The organism is Lachnoanaerobaculum sp. MSX33 (genome assembly GCF_000512995.1).
Lineage (GTDB): Bacteria > Bacillota > Clostridia > Lachnospirales > Lachnospiraceae > Lachnoanaerobaculum.
Genome location: NZ_AZXX01000062.1, coordinates 23,733 through 42,875, shown reverse-complemented (window position 1 = coordinate 42,875; position 19,143 = coordinate 23,733). Strand labels below are relative to the sequence as shown.

22 protein-coding genes are annotated in these 19,143 nt (G+C 37.0%); 20 read left to right on the top strand and 2 right to left on the bottom strand.

Annotated elements, in window-relative coordinates; all coding sequences use genetic code 11:
* The first annotated feature begins 137 nt into the window (after window positions 1–137).
* The 3 genes from HMPREF1495_RS06120 to HMPREF1495_RS13595 all read left to right on the top strand — a co-directional run bounded on the left by HMPREF1495_RS06120 (window position 138) and on the right by HMPREF1495_RS13595 (window position 2,384).
* Complete coding sequence (locus HMPREF1495_RS06120; protein WP_034212939.1) at window positions 138–1,778, top strand: DUF438 domain-containing protein; 1,641 nt, start codon at window positions 138–140, stop codon at window positions 1,776–1,778.
* Window positions 1,775–2,059 carry a DUF4491 family protein gene (locus HMPREF1495_RS14325; RefSeq protein ID WP_084544501.1) on the top strand — a complete coding sequence of 95 codons (285 nt, stop codon included), beginning with the start codon at window positions 1,775–1,777 and terminating at the stop codon, window positions 2,057–2,059. The genes HMPREF1495_RS06120 and HMPREF1495_RS14325 overlap by 4 nt, the downstream gene beginning before the upstream one ends.
* 136 nt (window positions 2,060–2,195) lie before the next feature.
* A complete protein-coding gene (locus HMPREF1495_RS13595) occupies window positions 2,196–2,384 on the top strand; it encodes a Maf family protein (RefSeq protein WP_256379710.1) in 189 nt (62 codons plus the stop codon).
* An 86-nt stretch (window positions 2,385–2,470) separates the two neighbouring features.
* Here HMPREF1495_RS13595 and HMPREF1495_RS06115 read toward each other — a convergent pair whose 3' ends face one another.
* Window positions 2,471–3,463: an N-acetylmuramoyl-L-alanine amidase family protein gene (locus tag HMPREF1495_RS06115; RefSeq protein WP_034212937.1), complete on the bottom strand. Its 993-nt coding sequence runs from the start codon at window positions 3,461–3,463 to the stop codon at window positions 2,471–2,473.
* 70 nt (window positions 3,464–3,533) lie between these two features.
* Window positions 3,534–4,208 (bottom strand): MgtC/SapB family protein, encoded by a 675-nt coding sequence (locus HMPREF1495_RS06110; protein WP_034212935.1) that lies wholly within the window; start codon window positions 4,206–4,208, stop codon window positions 3,534–3,536.
* Window positions 4,209–4,345: 137 nt separating this feature from the next.
* Between HMPREF1495_RS06110 and nusB the strand changes: the two genes are divergently transcribed.
* From nusB to HMPREF1495_RS06025, 17 genes are read left to right on the top strand one after another with little or no spacing between them, the layout of a single operon-like run.
* Window positions 4,346–4,783 (top strand): transcription antitermination factor NusB, encoded by a 438-nt coding sequence (nusB, locus tag HMPREF1495_RS06105; protein ID WP_034212933.1) that lies wholly within the window; start codon window positions 4,346–4,348, stop codon window positions 4,781–4,783.
* A gap of 18 nt (window positions 4,784–4,801) precedes the next feature.
* Complete coding sequence (xseA, locus tag HMPREF1495_RS06100; RefSeq protein WP_034212931.1) at window positions 4,802–5,980, top strand: exodeoxyribonuclease VII large subunit; 1,179 nt, start codon at window positions 4,802–4,804, stop codon at window positions 5,978–5,980.
* Window positions 5,981–5,993: 13 nt separating this feature from the next.
* Window positions 5,994–6,206, top strand: a complete 213-nt coding sequence (gene xseB / locus HMPREF1495_RS06095) for an exodeoxyribonuclease VII small subunit (protein ID WP_034212929.1) — start codon at window positions 5,994–5,996, stop codon at window positions 6,204–6,206.
* Window positions 6,199–7,089 (top strand): polyprenyl synthetase family protein, encoded by an 891-nt coding sequence (locus HMPREF1495_RS06090; protein WP_034212927.1) that lies wholly within the window; start codon window positions 6,199–6,201, stop codon window positions 7,087–7,089. Before xseB ends, HMPREF1495_RS06090 begins: the two co-directional genes overlap by 8 nt.
* Window positions 7,090–7,097: 8 nt before the next feature.
* Entirely contained in the window at window positions 7,098–8,975 is a 1,878-nt protein-coding gene (gene dxs, locus HMPREF1495_RS06085) for a 1-deoxy-D-xylulose-5-phosphate synthase (protein WP_034212925.1), read from the top strand.
* Entirely contained in the window at window positions 8,965–9,756 is a 792-nt protein-coding gene (locus HMPREF1495_RS06080; protein WP_034212923.1) for a TlyA family RNA methyltransferase, read from the top strand. Before dxs ends, HMPREF1495_RS06080 begins: the two co-directional genes overlap by 11 nt.
* A 17-nt stretch (window positions 9,757–9,773) precedes the next feature.
* Window positions 9,774–10,598 carry an NAD(+)/NADH kinase gene (locus HMPREF1495_RS06075; protein WP_034212921.1) on the top strand — a complete coding sequence of 275 codons (825 nt, stop codon included), beginning with the start codon at window positions 9,774–9,776 and terminating at the stop codon, window positions 10,596–10,598.
* 1 nt (window position 10,599) lies between these two features.
* Complete coding sequence (gene argR, locus HMPREF1495_RS06070) at window positions 10,600–11,055, top strand: arginine repressor (protein WP_007592901.1); 456 nt, start codon at window positions 10,600–10,602, stop codon at window positions 11,053–11,055.
* Between the two features lie 40 nt (window positions 11,056–11,095).
* Window positions 11,096–12,745 (top strand): DNA repair protein RecN, encoded by a 1,650-nt coding sequence (gene recN / locus HMPREF1495_RS06065; RefSeq protein WP_034212919.1) that lies wholly within the window; start codon window positions 11,096–11,098, stop codon window positions 12,743–12,745.
* A gap of 13 nt (window positions 12,746–12,758) precedes the next feature.
* Window positions 12,759–14,201, top strand: a complete 1,443-nt coding sequence (gene glgA / locus HMPREF1495_RS06060; protein WP_007592898.1) for a glycogen synthase GlgA — start codon at window positions 12,759–12,761, stop codon at window positions 14,199–14,201.
* Entirely contained in the window at window positions 14,198–14,683 is a 486-nt protein-coding gene (locus HMPREF1495_RS06055) for an HD domain-containing protein (RefSeq protein WP_034212917.1), read from the top strand. The genes glgA and HMPREF1495_RS06055 overlap by 4 nt, the downstream gene beginning before the upstream one ends.
* A complete protein-coding gene (locus HMPREF1495_RS06050; protein ID WP_007592894.1) occupies window positions 14,680–15,138 on the top strand; it encodes a divergent PAP2 family protein in 459 nt (152 codons plus the stop codon). Before HMPREF1495_RS06055 ends, HMPREF1495_RS06050 begins: the two co-directional genes overlap by 4 nt.
* Window positions 15,138–15,917 (top strand): HAD family hydrolase, encoded by a 780-nt coding sequence (locus HMPREF1495_RS06045; protein ID WP_034212915.1) that lies wholly within the window; start codon window positions 15,138–15,140, stop codon window positions 15,915–15,917. Before HMPREF1495_RS06050 ends, HMPREF1495_RS06045 begins: the two co-directional genes overlap by 1 nt.
* Window positions 15,918–15,926: 9 nt before the next feature.
* Entirely contained in the window at window positions 15,927–16,904 is a 978-nt protein-coding gene (locus HMPREF1495_RS06040; RefSeq protein WP_051402812.1) for a hypothetical protein, read from the top strand.
* The gene (locus HMPREF1495_RS06035; RefSeq protein WP_034212913.1) at window positions 16,891–17,370 is read left to right on the top strand and encodes a DUF5721 family protein; all 480 of its coding nucleotides are present in this window, start codon (window positions 16,891–16,893) and stop codon (window positions 17,368–17,370) included. The genes HMPREF1495_RS06040 and HMPREF1495_RS06035 overlap by 14 nt, the downstream gene beginning before the upstream one ends.
* A gap of 1 nt (window position 17,371) precedes the next feature.
* A complete protein-coding gene (locus HMPREF1495_RS06030) occupies window positions 17,372–17,890 on the top strand; it encodes a sigma-70 domain-containing protein (protein WP_034212911.1) in 519 nt (172 codons plus the stop codon).
* Between the two features lie 15 nt (window positions 17,891–17,905).
* Window positions 17,906–19,129, top strand: coding sequence for a 6-phosphofructokinase (locus HMPREF1495_RS06025; protein WP_034212909.1), 1,224 nt, complete (start codon window positions 17,906–17,908; stop codon window positions 19,127–19,129).
* Window positions 19,130–19,143 lie beyond the last annotated feature (14 nt).

Below are 19,143 nucleotides of genomic sequence, written 5' to 3'. Positions count from 1 at the left end.
GAAATTTCATTGTTTTTCTTTCTTCTTTTTTGCTATAATATTATAAGTTAGATTATTCTAACCAACTATGCAATACTATATTTTCCTTTCTAATCTAATTGGATAGCAGATAGGAATATCCCCTGAAGGAGAAAACTATGAGAGAGAATTTTCAAAATATTGATGGCAAGAAGTTAGAAATTGTCCATGAAATAAAATCCGCCTATGATGAGGGAAAGATTTCTTTGGAAGAAGCAAGAAAAGCCCTTAAAGATAGAGTACAGCACCTTGCACCCTATGAAATCGCCATTATTGAGCAGGAAATGGTGGAAGAAACCGAAGATGAGTGCATTAAGGAAGATATTCAAGCTATGCTGGAGGTCTTCCAGGATGTTTTAGTAACAAAGGATCAAGAGCTTCCGGAAAATCATCCCATCTCCTGTTACCGTAGGGAAAATGCCAAAATGAAGGAACTACTGCTTTCCGTTGAGGATTTGGTGCAGTACCCTCTCATTAAAAACCAATGGCTGGAGCTTTATGAAGACTTGTTGAAATTCAAGATTCATTTGTCCAGAAAGCAAAACCAATTATACCCGGTTTTGGAAAAGAAAGGCTTTACCCGCCCTACCACCACCATGTGGACTTTGGATGACTTTATCCGGGATGAGATTTCAGAGTGCTACAATCTTCTTTTAGAGGATAAGGAAGAGGAATTTATCGGAAAGCAGGCAGAACTTGTGGCTGATGTTCGGGATTTGATGGACAAGGAAGAAAATATCCTCTACCCTACCTCCTTGGAAATGATCAATGAAGAAGAGTTCCGTTATATGGCTGAGGGAGACCGGGAAATCGGTTTTGCCTATATTAGCGTGCAAGCAGATAAGTCCGGCAATTCAGCTTCGGCTTCATCTTCTGCCACAGCTTCTACAGCCGGTGCTCCCCTATCCGGACTTTCTTCCGCTCCCGGTTTTGCGGAAGAGCTTGCCGGTCTTCTGGGAAAATACGGCTTTAACAATAAAGAAGAAAAGTTGAATGTTACTACCGGTCAGCTTACCCTGGATCAGATTAACCTGATTTACCGGCACATGCCGGTGGATCTTTCCTATGTGGACGAAAATGAACTGGTGTGCTTCTACACCGACACCAAGCACAGAGTTTTTCCCAGAAGTAAAAATGTCATCGGAAGAGATGTGAAAAACTGTCATCCAAAGGCTTCGGTACATATCGTTGAGGAAATCATTAAGAAGTTCCGTTCCGGAGAGCAGGATAAGGCGGAGTTTTGGATCAACAAGCCGGACCTCTTTATTTATATCGTTTACTATGCGGTTCGAGATGAAAAGGGAAAGTTCCGCGGTGTGCTGGAAATGATGCAGGACTGCACCCATATCCGTTCCTTACAGGGCTCTCAAACTCTTCTGACCTGGGAGCAGCAGGAAAAGGGAGAAGGCAAAGAGACTGCTGAAGACGAAGACAAGAGAGAAGACTCAGAGACTTCTGAAGATGTAGGCAATAAAGAAAACACAGGGACTTTGGGAGACGAAGAAAATAGAGAAAGTACAGAGTCTTTGACAGCCGGCAAGCTGACAGAAATCACCGAAGACACTCTGTTAAAAGATATTTTGGAAGCAGATCCCAATGTAAAGACTCTCCTTTTCCGATTAAGCGATCGCTTTAAGGCCTTAAACACTCCTCTTGCTCGTATTATGTTGCCGAAAGCCACGGTAAAGATGATGAGTGAACGGGCAGAGGTGGATATTAACACTCTGCTTCGAGAGCTTCGGGGGTATTTTAAACTATGAGCTTTCAAGGTTTACTCTTAGGCTTGGTTTGTTTTCTCTGCATAGGGATATTTCACCCCATAGTGGTCTATGCGGAGTATTACTTTAGTAAAAAAATAGCCTGGCTTTTTTTCATAATAGGTCTATTCGCTTGTGTAGCCAGCATTTTTCTCCCTTCTCTTTTCCTCTCCGGAAGTTTGGCCATCTTTGGCATTTCCTGCTTTTGGAGTATCCATGAATTATATGAGCAGGAAAAAAGAGTGGAAAAAGGATGGTACCCGAAAAATCCAAAGAGAAAATAGTTCAATACAACGAAAATAAAGCTATAGATGCTGTAAAAATAGAAAGCTCTCTTTAGGCAACAACTCATGAAAAGAGTTTCAAGCTTCTATTTTTACAGCCACTTTTTTTAATTTTCTATTTTATTCACTAGTACATATAAAAAATTATTTTTCATTCTCACTATACTTCTATTTAGATAAAAAAGAACCTTATGATAAGGCAGGTACCTACGCAATACAAGGATATTTTTCAAGATATATAGTCGGAATAGAAGGTGATTATTATAATGTAATGGGATTGCCGATAGGTAGACTTTATAGGGAACATTTGAGAGATTACATTTAGAATCAAATAACAGCTTTTAAATTTTACAATCCTAAACATATCTAAAACGGATTGTAAAATAAAAGCTGTTATAAATTAATATATATTTAGTTTCCTTCAGGGTTTAGGCATTTGCCTTCTTTATCAAATTGATAGCTTACACCCTTTATATCAATGGATCGATCTCTGGCCATCTTGCCGTCAAGAAGCATATAGCACCAGCTTCCGTCATCCTTAGGTACCCATTCATTGGTAGCCATGGTACCGTTTGAATGTACATAGTAGGTATTGTTGCCGTCTTTTATCCACTTACGCATAGCCATCTTACCGTTGTAATTGAAATAATACCACTGATTGTTGTCAGGGTTTTGAGCCCACTCACCTTGTGCCATAGTGCCGTTTGAGTGGAAATAATAGTAAGCGTCTTTTATCTTCTGCCAACCGGTAAGCATTGAACCGTTATTGCTTAAATAGTACCAGTTACCGTCTATCACTTTCCAACCTGTGGTTTTTTTGCCGTTGGCATCATAATAATACCAATATCCGTCTTTTTCTTCCCAATTTGTTTTCTCAACGACATTTACATGAATTGATTTAGTGATATCTCTGTATGTAACATTGATATTGGTCTCACCGACCTTTTTAGCATGTACTTCACCTTGATAAACATCTGCAATATCGGGATTCTCCGAACTCCATACGGCAAATTGGCTTACATTGGTATAAATACCGCCTTCTAAAAATATTGCACTTGTATCAACGTCAAACAATAATTCCATATCCATCTCTGTGGGAGCGACAATAAGATGCTTAGTCAATCCGTCAGCGGAATCCGTACCGGCATTTGCCATTGCAAGGCCTGTCATTTTCTTTTCAATGGAATCCACATCATATTCATTTTCATAGTCGACACCGATACTGTTATAAACATCTCCGATATCTGTAGAACTGATTAATTCCCTTACGACACCTGTCTTAACCGAATTGTCTACGGCTGTAAGACTGCCTTCTTCAACGGAAGACTTATTTTCACAGCCTGTTATTAAAAAACTACTACCTATACCTAATGATAGTAATAAGAACGGTATAATCCTCTTCATATTCCTCCAAACTCTAAAACATTTACTTAGGGTATTATAGCTATTTAAAAATAGCATTTCAACATATATTTTAATATAATTCCATGAAAAAAATAATTCCCTGAGTATTTTTTACAAGACTTAATATAATATCGCGGCTGTTCTTTTGCTTACCCTGTATTGTAATTGTGGCCGCACCGCAGGTATCGGGTATCAAATTATTTTTGGTCAATTCAAGCTCGACTATATCCAAGTCATTTTGCCTGACATTGCTTAAGAAAATACTTAAAGGTATTTTTCTGTCGTATTCTATATATAATTCGACAGAGGTTGAGTCTTTTCTTAAAAATCCGTCCAAATTTTGAAGCAATGCCATTACAATAAATATAGCCACTCCGCCTGCTATAGCGCCTTCATAAAATCCTATTCCTATAGTCAGACCGCAGCAGGCGGCGGCCCATATACCTGCAGCTGTGGTAATACCTTTTACCTGATTACGGCCGGTAAGTATTATTGTTCCGGCACCCAAAAAACCTACACCGCTTACAACTTGAGCACCGAGTCTTACGGGATCACCGCTTTTAAATACCTGAAACACATATTGATTTGTCATCATAACAAGAGTTGAACCAAGGCAAACCAATATATATGTTCTAAAGCCTGCCGGCCTGTTTTTTCTTTCACGATCAAAGCCCAATATTCCACCAATCAATACGGACAGTATAATGCGAATTATCATAGAGTAAAAATTTAATTCCCTTGGCATACACACTCCTTAAAATATTTAATGTGCCTATTATATATTTAATATCTGATAAGGTAAATATCAATATAAATTAATTTGCTTTTAACCTTGCTATAAGCTATAATTATATGATTAATGTAGACAATATGGAGGATCATATGACAAGGCATTTGCTAAGAGAACATTGTTTTAAAATATTATTTGTTTTAGATTTTTATCCGGAAGAAGAGATGGAGATCCAAATAGATAATTATTTTGAATCACCGTCTTTAGAAGATGAAGAAGATACACTTATTCATGATGCAAATTATAGTGATGGGGATATAGAATATATAAAGTCAAAGGCAATGCTTGTAATTGAAAGACGTCTTGAGATTGACCAAATAATAAGCGATTTGTCACAGGGGTGGAAGCTTGAGAGAATAGGACGAGTTGAAAGAAATATTCTAAGACTTGCTATAGCTGAAATGAAATACGACAGCGATATACCTGTAAGTGTGGCGATAAATGAGGCGGTAGAGCTTGCAAAGACATTCGGTAGAGATGAGTCTTATTCATTTGTAAATGCTATATTGTCAAAGGTTAAAGTAGAGTAATAAATACCTGGAGGATATATGGTTTATTCTGTATCAAAAGTGAATGCATATATAAAAAATATGTTTATGCAGGACTTTGTACTAAATAAGATATCGGTAGAGGGAGAAGTAAGCAATTGTACATATGCAAACTCTAATCATATATATTTTACCATAAAGGATGAAGGAGGGACCTTATCTGCGGTTATGTTTGCCGGTCAGAGAGGAGGTCTCTCTTTTGATATGAAAAGAGGGCAAAAAGTAGTCGTTACAGGTACTATATCCTGCTATGAAAAAGAGGGCAGGTATCAGCTCTATGCAAATAAGATAGAGGAAGCAGGCAAGGGAGATCTGTATGAAAAATATCTGGAGCTTAAGGAAAAGCTTGAAGATATGGGTATGTTCGATCAAAGTTATAAGAAAGAAATACCGAGGTTTGTACAGAGCATAGGTGTGGCAACAGCTCAGACCGGAGCCGTAATAAATGATATACAAAATGTAAGTTACAGAAGAAATCCCTATGTCAGGATAGTTTTGGCACCATGCCTTGTACAGGGTGATGCGGCACCGAAAAGCATCATTTCCGCTATAAAAAAACTTGATAAAATGAATCTGGATGTTTTGATAGTGGGAAGAGGCGGAGGATCTATAGAGGATTTGTACTGCTTTAATGATGAAGAACTTGCAAAAACCATTTTTAATGCCAAAACACCTATAATTAGTGCCGTGGGACATGAAACCGATTTTACAATAGCCGACTTTGTGGCGGATTTGAGAGCTCCTACACCAAGTGCGGCGGCGGAGATTGCAAACTTTATCTATAACGACTATATGTATACATTGGACGTCTATAATAGAAAGCTTACAGAGCAAGTTGAAAGAAAGATAGATTATGCAAAAAGAGATTTGGATATGCTTCTTATAAAGCTGAATACTCTAAGTCCGCAGATACGTATAAGAGAACAAAAGCAAAGACTGGAAAACTTTGCAAAGATATTACAAAATACTTTTAAAAACAATTTGGAAAATAAAAAGACTGCACTTATAAACTTAAGTAAGAGGCTTGATACGGTATCACCTCTGAAAAGATTGTCAGGCGGTTATGCATATATAAGTGATAATAAAAACAATAAAGTTTTAAGTGCCGAAAGCGTAAAGCCTGAAGATGAATTAAATATATATTTTTCCGATGGCAAGGTAAGAGCAAAGGTCTTATAATAGAGGGAGAAATATGCCGAAAAAAGAAGAAAAAAAGCTTGGTATAGAGGAAAATCTGGTAAACATAGAAAATGTAATAGCAAAACTTGAAGAGCCGCAGACTACACTTGAAGAGGCATTTGTACTTTATGAAGAGGGTATAAAGCTGATAAAACAGGCAAGTGAGGGAATAGCTCATGTAGAGAGACAGATGGAGATACTGTCAGGGGATACAAAAGATGAATAAGGACAATTTAAAGAAAATAGAAGATATAATAGAGTCATTTTTTTTCAGCGAAGATGATTTAAATAAAAAGGTAATCACGGCCTCAAATGAAGCAATCAAAAACGGAGGTAAGAGACTTAGACCTCTTATAATGTTTGAAACTTATAAGGCTGTTGTGGGGGCGGAATATGATGAAGGAGTAATTGCACCTTTCTTGGCTGCAATAGAGATGATACATACATTTTCATTGATTCATGATGACCTTCCGGCAATGGATAATGACAGACTGAGAAGAGGTAAGCCTACTACATGGGTAAGCCATGGTGAGGATATGGCAATACTTGCAGGAGATATGCTCTGTGTACAGGCGTTTGAAATCATATCCGAGAAAATGCAGGATGTTGAAGATATTATTATTTTAAGAAGAATGTCAAAAGCATTGTATACATTGGCAAGAGCCACCGGAGGTTTCGGCATGATAGGCGGACAATGTGTGGATGTGGAGTATTGCGGTAAAAAGATGAGTGAAGATGTGATGAGATATACTTATTCATTAAAGACCGGAGCAGTATTACAGGCATCCTTTGTTATCGGAGGCATACTTGCAGGAGCAAATGATGAAGAAATCAAAATGCTTGAAAAAGCCGGAAGCTATATAGGTGAAGCATTCCAGATAAGAGATGATTATCTTGATATAGTGGCTGATGAAAAGGAGCTTGGAAAACCTACACATTCGGATGAAAAAAATGAGAAGACAACCTATGTAAATATAGTCGGTATTGATGAAAGCTTAAGAAGAGTTGAATCACTTAGTGCTGATGCTAAGAAATGCTTGAAAGAAGTAAGGGGAAATATGAACTCTATTTTTGAAATCATTGATATGATGGTAAATAGAACTTCATAAGAAGAAATATGATACTTGAAAATATTGAAAAGCCAAGTGATATAAAGAAATTAAAGAAAAAAGATTTAGATATATTAGCAAGAGAGATAAGAGATTTTCTTATTGAAAAAATAAGTATAACAGGCGGACATCTGGCAAGCAATCTTGGAGTTGTGGAGCTCACCATGGCCATGCATATTGCATTTGATTTGCCTAAAGACAAGATAATATGGGATGTAGGACATCAGTCTTATACTCATAAAATACTCAGCGGAAGAAAAAATGCCTTTGATAATCTGAGAAAATTCGGAGGAATGGCAGGATTTCCAAAGACCAGTGAGTCAAAGTTTGATGTCTTTAATACCGGACATTCTTCAACAAGCCTGTCTGCGGGACTTGGAATGGCATTCGGAAGAGATATAAAGGGTGAAAACTACAGAGTTATTTCAGTAATAGGAGACGGTGCTCTTACAGGCGGTATGGCTTATGAAGCTCTGAATAATGCGGCTCAGATAAAGAAAAACTTTATCATGGTCTTAAATGACAATGAGATGTCTATTTCAAAAAATGTCGGAGGTATGAACGATTACCTCAACAATATCAGAACCGGTGACGGATACAATAATCTAAAAAAGAGAGTTGTAAATTCACTGGAACGTTTGCCATATATCGGAAAGCCTATGATAGACAGCCTTAGACAAACAAAAAACGGCATAAAGCAGATATTGATACCGGGAATGTTGTTTGAAAATATGGGTGTTACTTATCTGGGACCTGTAGACGGACATAATATTACCGCACTTTTAAAAGTCTTTGAAGAGGCAAAAAAAGTGGAAGGACCTGTACTTGTACATGTACTTACCAAAAAGGGAAAGGGATATTCACCGGCGGAAAATCATCCTGAAAATTTCCATGGAATAGGCGCATTTGATATTGCAAGCGGTAATGCAAAGTCCGGAAGCAAAAAGCCAACATATACGGATGTTTTTTCTAAAAAAATAGTGGAGCTTGCAAGTGAGAATAAAGATATTGTTGCAATAACCGCCGCAATGCCGGAAGGCTGTGGACTTTTGGATTTTAAAAATAAATTTCCGAAAAGATTTATTGATGTGGGTATAGCTGAGCAGCATGCCATAACATCTGCGGCAGGACTTGCTGCATCAGGACTTACACCTGTTGTTTGTGTATATTCCTCATTTTTGCAAAGAGGATTTGATCAGATAGTGCATGATGTATGCTTACAAAATCTTCATGTGGTATTTGCAATCGACAGAGCGGGACTCGTAGGCGCTGACGGAGAAACACATCAGGGAATATTTGACGTGTCATTCCTTAGCTGCATTCCGAATATGACTTTACTTGCACCCAAGAATGCCAAAGAGCTGGAATCATGTCTTGAGTTTGCGATAAATTATGACGGACCTGTTGCTATAAGGTATCCGAGAGGTATCGCATATGACAGTTTAAATGAGTTTGAAACGCCTATAGAGTTTGGAAAGGGTGAGATGCTTTTTGAAGAAAGCGATATAGCCCTGCTTGCAATAGGAAGCATGGTAAGTACTGCAAAAAATCTCAGGGAAAAGCTGAAGGCAAATGATTTGAATGTATCCATTGCAAATGCCAGATTCTTTAAGCCAATAGATTTCGATTTGGTGGATAAATTATGTGAAAAACATAAGCTTATTGTGACAATGGAAGAGAATGTGATAAACGGTTCAATGGGTGAAAAAGTGAAAGCATATATTCATGAGAATCACAAAGAGGTGGAAGTTTTAAATATTGCACTGCCTGACGGATATGTTGAGCATGGAGATGTGAGTCTTTTAAGAGAAAAACTTGAGATAGATTCAGATTCCATACTGAAAAAAGTTTTAGACAAATATGAGATGATGAAAAATGAAAGATAGATTGGATATACTTTTGGTAAAGCGTGGTCTTGCCGAAAGCAGAGAAAAAGCAAAGGCCATAATAATGTCGGGCATTGTATATGTTGACGGACAAAAGGAAGATAAAGCCGGACAGACATTTGCCGAGGAAGTAAATATTGAAGTGCGAGGCAGTACATTAAAATATGTGAGCCGCGGCGGACTGAAACTTGAAAAGGCTATGGAGTGCTTTGATGTAAGTGTGGAAAATAAAGTCTGTATGGACATAGGAGCATCAAGCGGAGGCTTTACCGACTGCATGCTGCAAAACGGCGCAACAAAGGTATATGCCGTAGATGTAGGACATGGACAGCTTGCATGGAAACTTAGAAATGACGAAAGAGTAGTAGTCATGGAAAAGACGAATATAAGATATGTAAGACCTGAGGATATAGGTGAGGAGATAGATTTTGCAAGTATAGATGTATCTTTTATCTCATTGTCAAAAGTTTTACCGGCAGCTTACAATCTTTTAAAAGAAAACGGTGAGATTGTTGCACTTATAAAGCCCCAGTTTGAGGCCGGAAGAGAAAAGGTAGGTAAAAAAGGTGTTGTCAGAGAAAAATCCACACATATAGAAGTTATAGAAAATTGCTTTGAATATGCAAGAGAAAATAAATTCTCCGTAGAAGAACTTGAATTTTCACCTGTAAAGGGTCCTGAGGGAAATATTGAGTACCTGTATCATCTCGTAAAGAATAAAAAAGAAGAGAGTAATATAGATATAGAGGCGGTAGTAAACACCGCTCATGAGAGCTTATAAGAGAACGTGGAGGAAGCATGAAAAATTTTTTTCTTGTTGGAAACAGTGAGAAGGACGGAATAAAAAGAGCACTGTCCAATCTGGAAAATGAAATAAAGTCAAAGGACGGAGTATGCTATAAATCCTATGGCTATATTGATACAAAAGACTTCCCGAAAGTTGACTGTGTTATTACTCTGGGTGGTGACGGTACTCTTATAAGGGCTGCAAGAGATATATCACATCTTGGGATACCTATAATAGGCATAAATATGGGACATATGGGTTATCTTACAAGTATCAATAAAGCGGGTGATATCAAGAATATGGTGGATATACTTATCAATGATGAATATTTCATAGAAAAAAGAATGATGATATCCGCCACCGTTATAAGAGACGGAAAAGAAATATGTACTTTGAATGCTCTTAATGAAGCTGTTATCACCAGGCTTGAAAGATTAAAAACTATAAGATGTAATGTTTATATTGACGGGGATTTCTTGAATGAATATTCATCTGATGGTATAATTGTAGCAACGCCTACAGGCTCAACCGCATACAATTTGAGTGCGGGAGGACCTATCATAGAGCCGAGCTCCAAGATGATGCTGATAACGGCAATTTGTCCTCATGCCCTAAGTCAAAGAAGCATAGTACTTTCATCCTCAAAAGTAATACGTGTTTCATTTAATGACAATTTAAAGTCCAACAGAGAACTTGTAGTGGACGGCGATGAGAGTGTGATCCTGGAAAATAAGGACGTGATTGAATTAAGAGAGTCGGAAATATATGCCGGACTGATAAAATTAAAGAAGGGGAGTTTTCTGGACAACATCAGAAATAAGATGAATAGGATTTGATATGAAAACAAAAAGACATTCAAAGATTGTGGAACTCATTAACTCGTATGATATCGAGACACAGGAGGAACTTGCACAAAAGCTGGAAGAGGGCGGCTTTGTAGTAACTCAGGCTACAGTTTCAAGAGATATCAGAGATTTAAAGCTTTCAAAAGTGGTAACGGCTAACGGAAAGCAAAAATATTCTCTGATGCCTAAGCAGGACGGGATCTCTGAAAAATATGTAAGAATACTTGGAGAAGCCTTTGTATCAATGGATATGGCACAAAATATTCTTGTAGTAAAGACCGTGTCGGGTATGGCTATGGCGGCTGCGGCGGCTCTTGACTCCATGCAGATGAGTGAGATAGTAGGTTGTATTGCGGGTGATGATACAATTATGGCCGCCATAAGAAGTGTAGATGATACAGTGGTTGTTATGGAAAGAATAAGAAAACTTGTTTATAAGAATGAATAAGTATAACGATGTATCAGGGTAGTATCTAAAAAGGAGAATTATGCTGATAGAATTACATATAAAAAATCTTGCATTAATAAAAAAAGCGGATATTTACTTTAAAGAGGGACTTAGTGTACTTAGCGGTGAGACAGGTGCGGGAAAATCTATTTTGATAGATTCAATAAATCTTGCCTTGGGTGCAAAGACGAGTAAGGATATTATAAGAACAGGTGAAAATGAAGGTATTGTAGAACTTATTTTCACATTGGATGAGAAGCGAAAAGAAAAACTGAAAACATTGGATATATCTTTTGAAGACGATTTGCTGATAATAACCAGGAAAATAAGCTCCACAAGAAGTGTGTGCAGAATCAATGATGAAACCGTAACTCTTGCCAAGTTAAGAGAGATTACAGATACATTGATTGATATTCACGGACAGCATGAACATCAATCACTTCTAAGTGAAGGTAACAATCTGATACTGTTGGATTCTTTTTGTCTTGAAAAGCTTATGGAGATAAAGAAGAATTTATCAAAAAATTACGGTGAGTTAAAAAAGATAAATCAAAGAATTCAGGAAGGAATAGATGAAAGGCTCAGGAAAAGAGAAATCGATATACTTGATTTTGAAATCTCCGAAATAAAAAAAGCAAATATAAAGCCTAATGAAGAAGAGGAACTTGAGCAGGTATTTAAAAAGGGAAAGAGTATATCAAAGATAAATGATGTGCTTTCAGATTTGCTTGAAGAGCTTGAAAACGAAGATATAGGAAGCAATATCAAGTCGGTTTCAGAGATTGCCGTATTGGACGACAGTCTGGACATTGTATTGTCAAATTTAAATACAATTGAAGATTTGATAGCCGAAACAATGCATTATACAAGCAGATATCTCGATAATCTTGAATATGACGAGGAAGAACATGACAGGGTTATAGAGAGACTGGATACAATAAGACATATAAAATCAAAGTATTCAAGTGATTATAATAAAATCAAAGAGCTCTTAAAAGATAAAGAAAAGAGACTTGAATTTTTAAAAGACTTTGAGGATGAAGTACTTGTGCTGAAGGAAAATGCGATAAAACTTGAAGAGAGTATTATAAAAGACTGTACCAAAATCAGCGAAATAAGAAAAGATGTTGCAGTTACATTGGCAAAAAAAATAAAGGAAGAACTTGAAGATTTAAACTTCCTCGGAGTGGAATTTGAAATCAAATTTACAAAGAGAGAGAAGATTTCAAGAGACGGATTTGATGCGGTGGAATTTTTGATAAGTACAAATCCGGGGCAACCTCTAAAACCTTTACATATGGTTGCAAGCGGAGGTGAGCTGTCCAGAATAATGCTGGCGTTAAAGACTGTTTTTGCAAATAATGATGATATACAGACTTTGATATTTGATGAGATAGATACGGGAATAAGCGGAAACACGGCTGTAAAGGTCGGTGAAAAACTTAGCCATATATCAAAAACTCATCAGGTACTTTGTATTTCACATTTGCCGCAGATAGCTGTAATGGCGGATCAAAATTTGTTCATATCAAAGTCTACAGACGGAAAGTCTACACAAACGAATATTGATTTACTGGATAAGGATGGTAAAATAAAAGAGATAGCCAGATTGATCGGCGGAAATAATTTGACTGAAGTTGTACTTAAAACCGCAAGGGAAATGATACAGGAAGCGGACTCAAGGAAATAAGGAGGGAACACCTATGAAGAAGATATTATTTGTTGCATCGGAAGCGGTACCGTTTATTAAAACAGGCGGTTTGGCGGATGTGGTCGGCTCTTTACCGAAGTATTTGGATAAGAGATATTTTGATGCCAGAGTTATTTTGCCGAAGTATATGTGTATGAAGGAAGAAATAAGAAACTCTCTGGAATATATAGGTGATTTCTATATTGATTATGCCGGCTCAAGTAAGTATGTAGGAGTATTAAAGAAGGAAGTTGAAGGAGTAACATTTTATTTTATAGATAATGAAGAGTACTTCGGAGGTCCAAAGCCTTATGGAGACTGGCTTTATGATATTGAAAAGTTTATTTTCTTCTCACAGGCCGCTCTATGTGCACTGCCTTTTGTAGACTTCAGACCGGATCTTATTCACTGTCATGACTGGCAGACCGGCTTGGTTCCCGTATATTTGAAGGACAGATTTGCAGGCGGAGATTTCTTTAGAGGAATAAAGTCCGTATTTACAATACATAATCTTAAATTCCAGGGTACTTGGGATGTTAAGACAATACAATATTTTTCAGGCTTAAGTGATTATTATTTCACACCTGATAAGTTGGAGGCTTTTAAGGATGCCAACCTCTTAAAGGGTGGACTTGTATATGCTGATGCTATAACAACAGTATCAAAGACATATGCAAATGAAATACAAAATCCTTTCTACGGTGAAGGATTGGACGGGCTTTTAAGAGCCAGACAAAATGATCTGAGAGGTATTGTAAACGGTATTGATTATAATGAGTTTGACCCTGAAACAGACAAGCTTATTTATAAAAATTATAACAGCAAGAACTTCAGAAAAGAAAAAATTAAAAATAAGAGAGCTTTGCAAAAAGAGCTTGGACTGCCTGTAGACGACAACAAGTTCATGCTTGCGGTTATTTCAAGACTTACGGATCAAAAGGGCTTTGATTTGGTGGAATATATGATGGATCAAATCTGTGAGGAGAATGTACAGCTTGTGGTACTGGGAACCGGAGATGACAGATATGAAAACATGTTCAGACATTATGCATGGAAGTATCCTGACAGAGTGTCTGCAAATATCTATTACTCCGAGGAGATGTCACATAAGATATATGCCGCTGCGGACGCCTTCCTTATGCCTTCATTGTTTGAACCGTGCGGTCTCAGCCAGCTGATGTCTTTAAGATACGGAACTCTTCCTATAGTTCGTGAGACAGGCGGACTTTGTGATACCGTAGAGAGCTACAATGAATTTGAGTCAAAGGGTACAGGTTTCTCGTTTGCAAACTATAATGCACATGAGATGCTTGACAGAATAAATTTTGCAAAGCATATTTATTATGATAAAAAAAGAGAATGGAATAAGATGATTGACAGAGCGATGGCTGTGGACTTCTCATGGAAGCAGTCTGCACTTGAGTATCAGGCTCTGTATGATTGGTTAATAGGATGAAAGAATATTTAAGTAATATAGAGTATATGGAATGTGTGAAAGATATACTTAACAGTGAAATTTTTCAAAAACTGGACGGCTTTGTTCAGCATGGATGTACATCCACAATGGAGCACAGTATAGACGTTTCATATACAACATATTTAGTGTGCAAAAAACTTGGTTTAAATTATAAATCTGCTGCAAGAGCGGCGCTTTTACATGATTTTTACCTTTATGACTGGCATAGACCGACAAAGGAAACGGGAGCATTTTTACATGGCTTTACACATCCTTATAAAGCGGCAAAAAATGCCAAAAAGTATTTTAATATAACAAATAAGGAAGCAAGTATGATTAAAACTCATATGTTTCCTTTAACACCGATTCCTCCTCTTTCAAGGGAGGGATGGGTGCTTACAATGGCTGACAAGTCAACTTCTGTAAATGAAATAATTGCAAATATGAAAAATGTTCACAGAGCAGGGGAGGGGACTGTATGAGTATTTTAGATGATATTGTTTCAAATCAGGTGCTCATCAGTGCGGCTCTTGGATGGCTGGTCGCTCAGCTTTTAAAGACAATGATTGATATATGGTATAATAAATCATTTTCACCCGACAGACTCTGGGGAAGCGGCGGAATGCCAAGTTCACATTCGGCTACGGTATGTGCTCTGGCAACCTCAAGTGCATTAAAACACGGGTTTGCAGGCTTTGAGTTTGCCGTTACATTTATTTTTGCTTTGGTTGTTATGTATGATGCAATGGGAGTAAGAAGAGAGACGGGAAAGCAGGCAAAACTTCTTAATATGATTCTGGAAAATAATATTTTTGAAGATAATTTTGAACATTTTGAAGAGAGATTGAAAGAATTCGTAGGACATACTCCGCTTCAGGTATTTATGGGTGCGATTTTAGGTATTGTTATAGCATTTGTAATTGGAGGAATATATTAATGATAAAACTTATTGCCTCGGATGTGGACGGAACTTTGGTAAGTGACGGCGGCGGCAAGCTTGACAAAAGAATAGTTGATATGATAAAGGCTGTTCATGACAAAGGAATTCATTTTGCCGTTGCCTCCGGAAGGCAGTGGGTGAGTATAGAAAATGTCTTTGAAGAAGTAAAGGACAAGATATTTTATATATCAGATAACGGAGCTTATATCGGTGTAAACGGTAGAAGTCTGTTTGTAAATGAAATGGATGATAAGATTTCAAAGGAATTGATTCTTGATTTAAGAAAAAACAAGGATTTGATTGCGGTGGTTGCCGATGAATCATCATACTATATTGAGGAAAACAATGAATTTCTTATAGACTGGATAAGAGGAGGATACAGGGGCAGAATAGAACTTGTAGACGACCTTACCAAGGTGGAAAATATAATAAAAATTTCCGCATATTCGGAGAATGTATACGGTAAGGCCGATGATATTATAGAAAAATATTCGGATAAACTTTTGGTAAATTATGCAGGTGAGATGTGGCTTGACTGTACCGCAAAGGAAGTGAGCAAGGGAAATGCTCTAAAGAAGCTTCAGGAAGCTTTTGATATAAAGGAAAACGAGACAATGGTTTTCGGTGATCAGGCCAATGATGTTGAAATGTTTAAGGCGGCTTACTATTCATTTGCAGTAGAAAATGCAGCTCCTGTAGCAAAGGAAGCGGCAAGATTTATGGCAGACAGCAATGAAAACCTTGGAGTTTTGAAGATATTAAACTATCTGCTTTAGGAGACGGAATTGAAGAGAAAATTTTTAGTCGGATTCATAACGGCTCTTTTTATTTCAGGTTGTGGAATAAAAACGTCCGGCATAAGTGAAAATATAAAGATAAATTTATCAGAAAACAAACTTGGATATAATTACAGTCAGATGCTTATTCCCGCATTGTCGGAGAGTCAAATTATTACCGATACATATACAGATGCAATATGGGACAGCTATGTTGACAAGGACACAAAATTTACATTCAGAGATAATTTTTATAATGATTTAAAAAATTATTATAAAGAACTTGTTGTACTTAAAAGAATTGCGGGAAATGAAAACATCACATTATCTGAGCAGGATAAAACAAAAGCATTAAAGCTTTCAAAGATATTTTACGATGAAAATGTAGCAAACAGTGAAAGTTTTCCGGGACTTACACAGGAAGACTGTGATACGGTTTTCATGGATTATGTTCTGGTGGATAAAACAAAAAAAGAATTGATTGAAAAGAATGTAAAAGAAGTCAGTGAAAGTGAAGCCAGAATAATGGATTTTCATGTGATTGAGGTTTCTGATTATGAACTTGCAAATACTCTTTTAGACAGATTAAATAATGGAGAGAATTGTGTGAAGCTGGCAACTCAATTCTCTGAAAGCGACAGTATTTCAAGAAGCATAGCGATAAATAACGAAACTGATGATGTAAAGAACACTTTGGGAGTAATGGAAGACGGAAGTGTAAGTCCCATAGTTACAAACAAGGGTAAATATGTGCTTTATAAATGTGTAAAGAGCTATAATGCGGAAGCCACAAAAAAGAATAAGCAAAGAATAAAAGAAGAAAGAGAATCGGCATATCTGTTGAATTTATATAATGAGTTTGTAAAAGAAAATCCTATAGATATAAACGAAAGCGAGTTCGATAAGGTTTGCAAAAATTCAGGGTCTCATCTTTCGGGAAGAGATTTCTTTACACTGTGGTCGGAGGAAGCAAATGCAGGTCTTTGAGATTTTGGAAGTTAAGGAATTTACAAAATGTCTTTTTATGACAGATATATTTGATAAATTTACTGTTGTGGAAGCCAAGTTTCATACATTTGTAAAATATGATATCAACTGTAGGCTTAATAAGCCTTATTTTGACGAAGAAGAAAACAGAGATTTTTGCACCTGGGGTGAGATAAGGCCTATTTGCTTTGGAATAATAAAGGGAAAGAGAAGACCTACTTTTTTCAAGCTGGTTTTTAAGTTTTCAGAAGAATTTAAAAGAGGTTGGATTAAAAGCAATACAACAAAAGATATAGATGGGGATTTGTATTTGAATATAAGATATTCAAATAAAGAAATGAATTTAATATCTTCATTTTCGCCGAAAACTTTTTTACCTGACAGAAAAATTTCAGATGCATTTGATTTATATGTAAAAAATATGTTTGGAAGAATAAATATTACAGTGGAAGAAACGGGAGAATAAAGTGAAAGATAAGAGCATTCTTGAGATGTATCTGGAGGATATGAAGGAAATAAAACCTCTTGAAGAATCGGAACTTGATACATTAAAAAAAGCACTCTTAAGTGGGGATAACAGTGCAAAAAACAGGATTATCGAAGGTCATATGATGTATGCTACAGAGCTTATACAACCCTTTGTAGGTTGCGGCCAGGAAATAACGGATTTGATAAGTGAGAGTCATCTGGCGCTTACAATGGCTGTGTCTGAGTATAAATCGGGAGATTTAAAAGCTCAGATAAGAACAGCGGTGGAAAAAAGACTAAATGAGATAATTGATGAGGAGACAAAGATAAAGAATGCTTCAAATATGTTGGCGGAGAGATTGAACGACTTGATGGAAGCATCAAGGATTTTGGCACAGGAGTACGGCAGAGAAGCAAGCGTAGAGGAACTTTCAGACAGACTTATGGTTCCGAAAGATGAAGTGGAAGAACTTTTAAAAATAAGTTTGAACGCAATGGATCCGGAAAAAAATATTTAGAATATGGAGAAGCTTATGGAAGAGAGAAAAAATTTGATTGTAGGTCAGTCTGGAGGGCCTACAGCGGCTATTAACGCATCTTTGGCGGGGGTGTATTGCGGAGCAAAGCATTTCGGATTTGAAAAGGTGTATGGAATGAGATTCGGAATCGAGGGATTCTTAAATGAAAAAATAGTAGACCTTGATGAAACACTTAATTCAGAGCTAAATATTGAACTGTTAAAAAGAACACCGAGTTCATATCTGGGTTCTTGCAGATACAAACTGCCAAAGCCCGAAGCAGGCAATGAAGTTTATCAAAAGGCATTTGAGCTTCTTGAAAAGTACAGTATTGATGTTTTTATCTATATAGGCGGAAACGATTCTATGGATACAATACTTAAAATGTCGGAGTATGCAAAAATCATAGGAAGCCCGATAAAGTTTGTCGGAGTTCCGAAGACTATTGATAATGATTTACCTGTTACAGATCATACACCGGGATACGGAAGTGCGGCAAAGTATATAGCTACATGTATTTCGGAAGTTGTAAGAGACTCAAATGTATATGATTTAAAGAGTGTGACATTTGTTGAGATAATGGGAAGAAATGCAGGTTGGCTTACAGCAGCTGCAGCTCTGGCTAAGAACAGTTTCAATGACGGAGCGGATTTCATTCTCTTACCTGAAATAGGTTTAAATTTAAAAGAATTTATAAATATACTCGGAAACAGACTCGATGAAAAGAACAATATTGTTGTGGCGGTATCCGAGGGTATAAAAGATCAAAACGGAAATTATATAAGCGAGGATGAGGGAAATGTGGATGCATTCGGACACAAGATGCTTTCAGGAACTGCAGCTTACCTTGCTAAAAAAATAAAAAGTGAACTTGGCGTAAAAACAAGAGCCGTGGAAATAAATACATTGCAAAGAGCGGCGGCTCATCTTCAAAGTAAAACAGATATAGATGAGGCTTTCAATATCGGATTTTTGGGTGTAAAGGCCGGAATTGAAGGTGAAACCGGAGTTATGATGTATTTTGACAGGGTAAATGACGCCCCATATTTGTCTATTGTAAGAAAATGTGATATAAATTTAGTTGCAAACATAGAAAAAGAAATCCCCAGAGGCTGGATAAGCGAGGATGGATTTGGAGTAAATGAAAAATTCGTTGAATATGCGAAACCGCTTATTACGGGTGAGCTTTCAAATATTGTTTGCGAAGGAATACAAAGTCATATAATTAGTCTTAAGTAGTGGTTTCCGAGGAG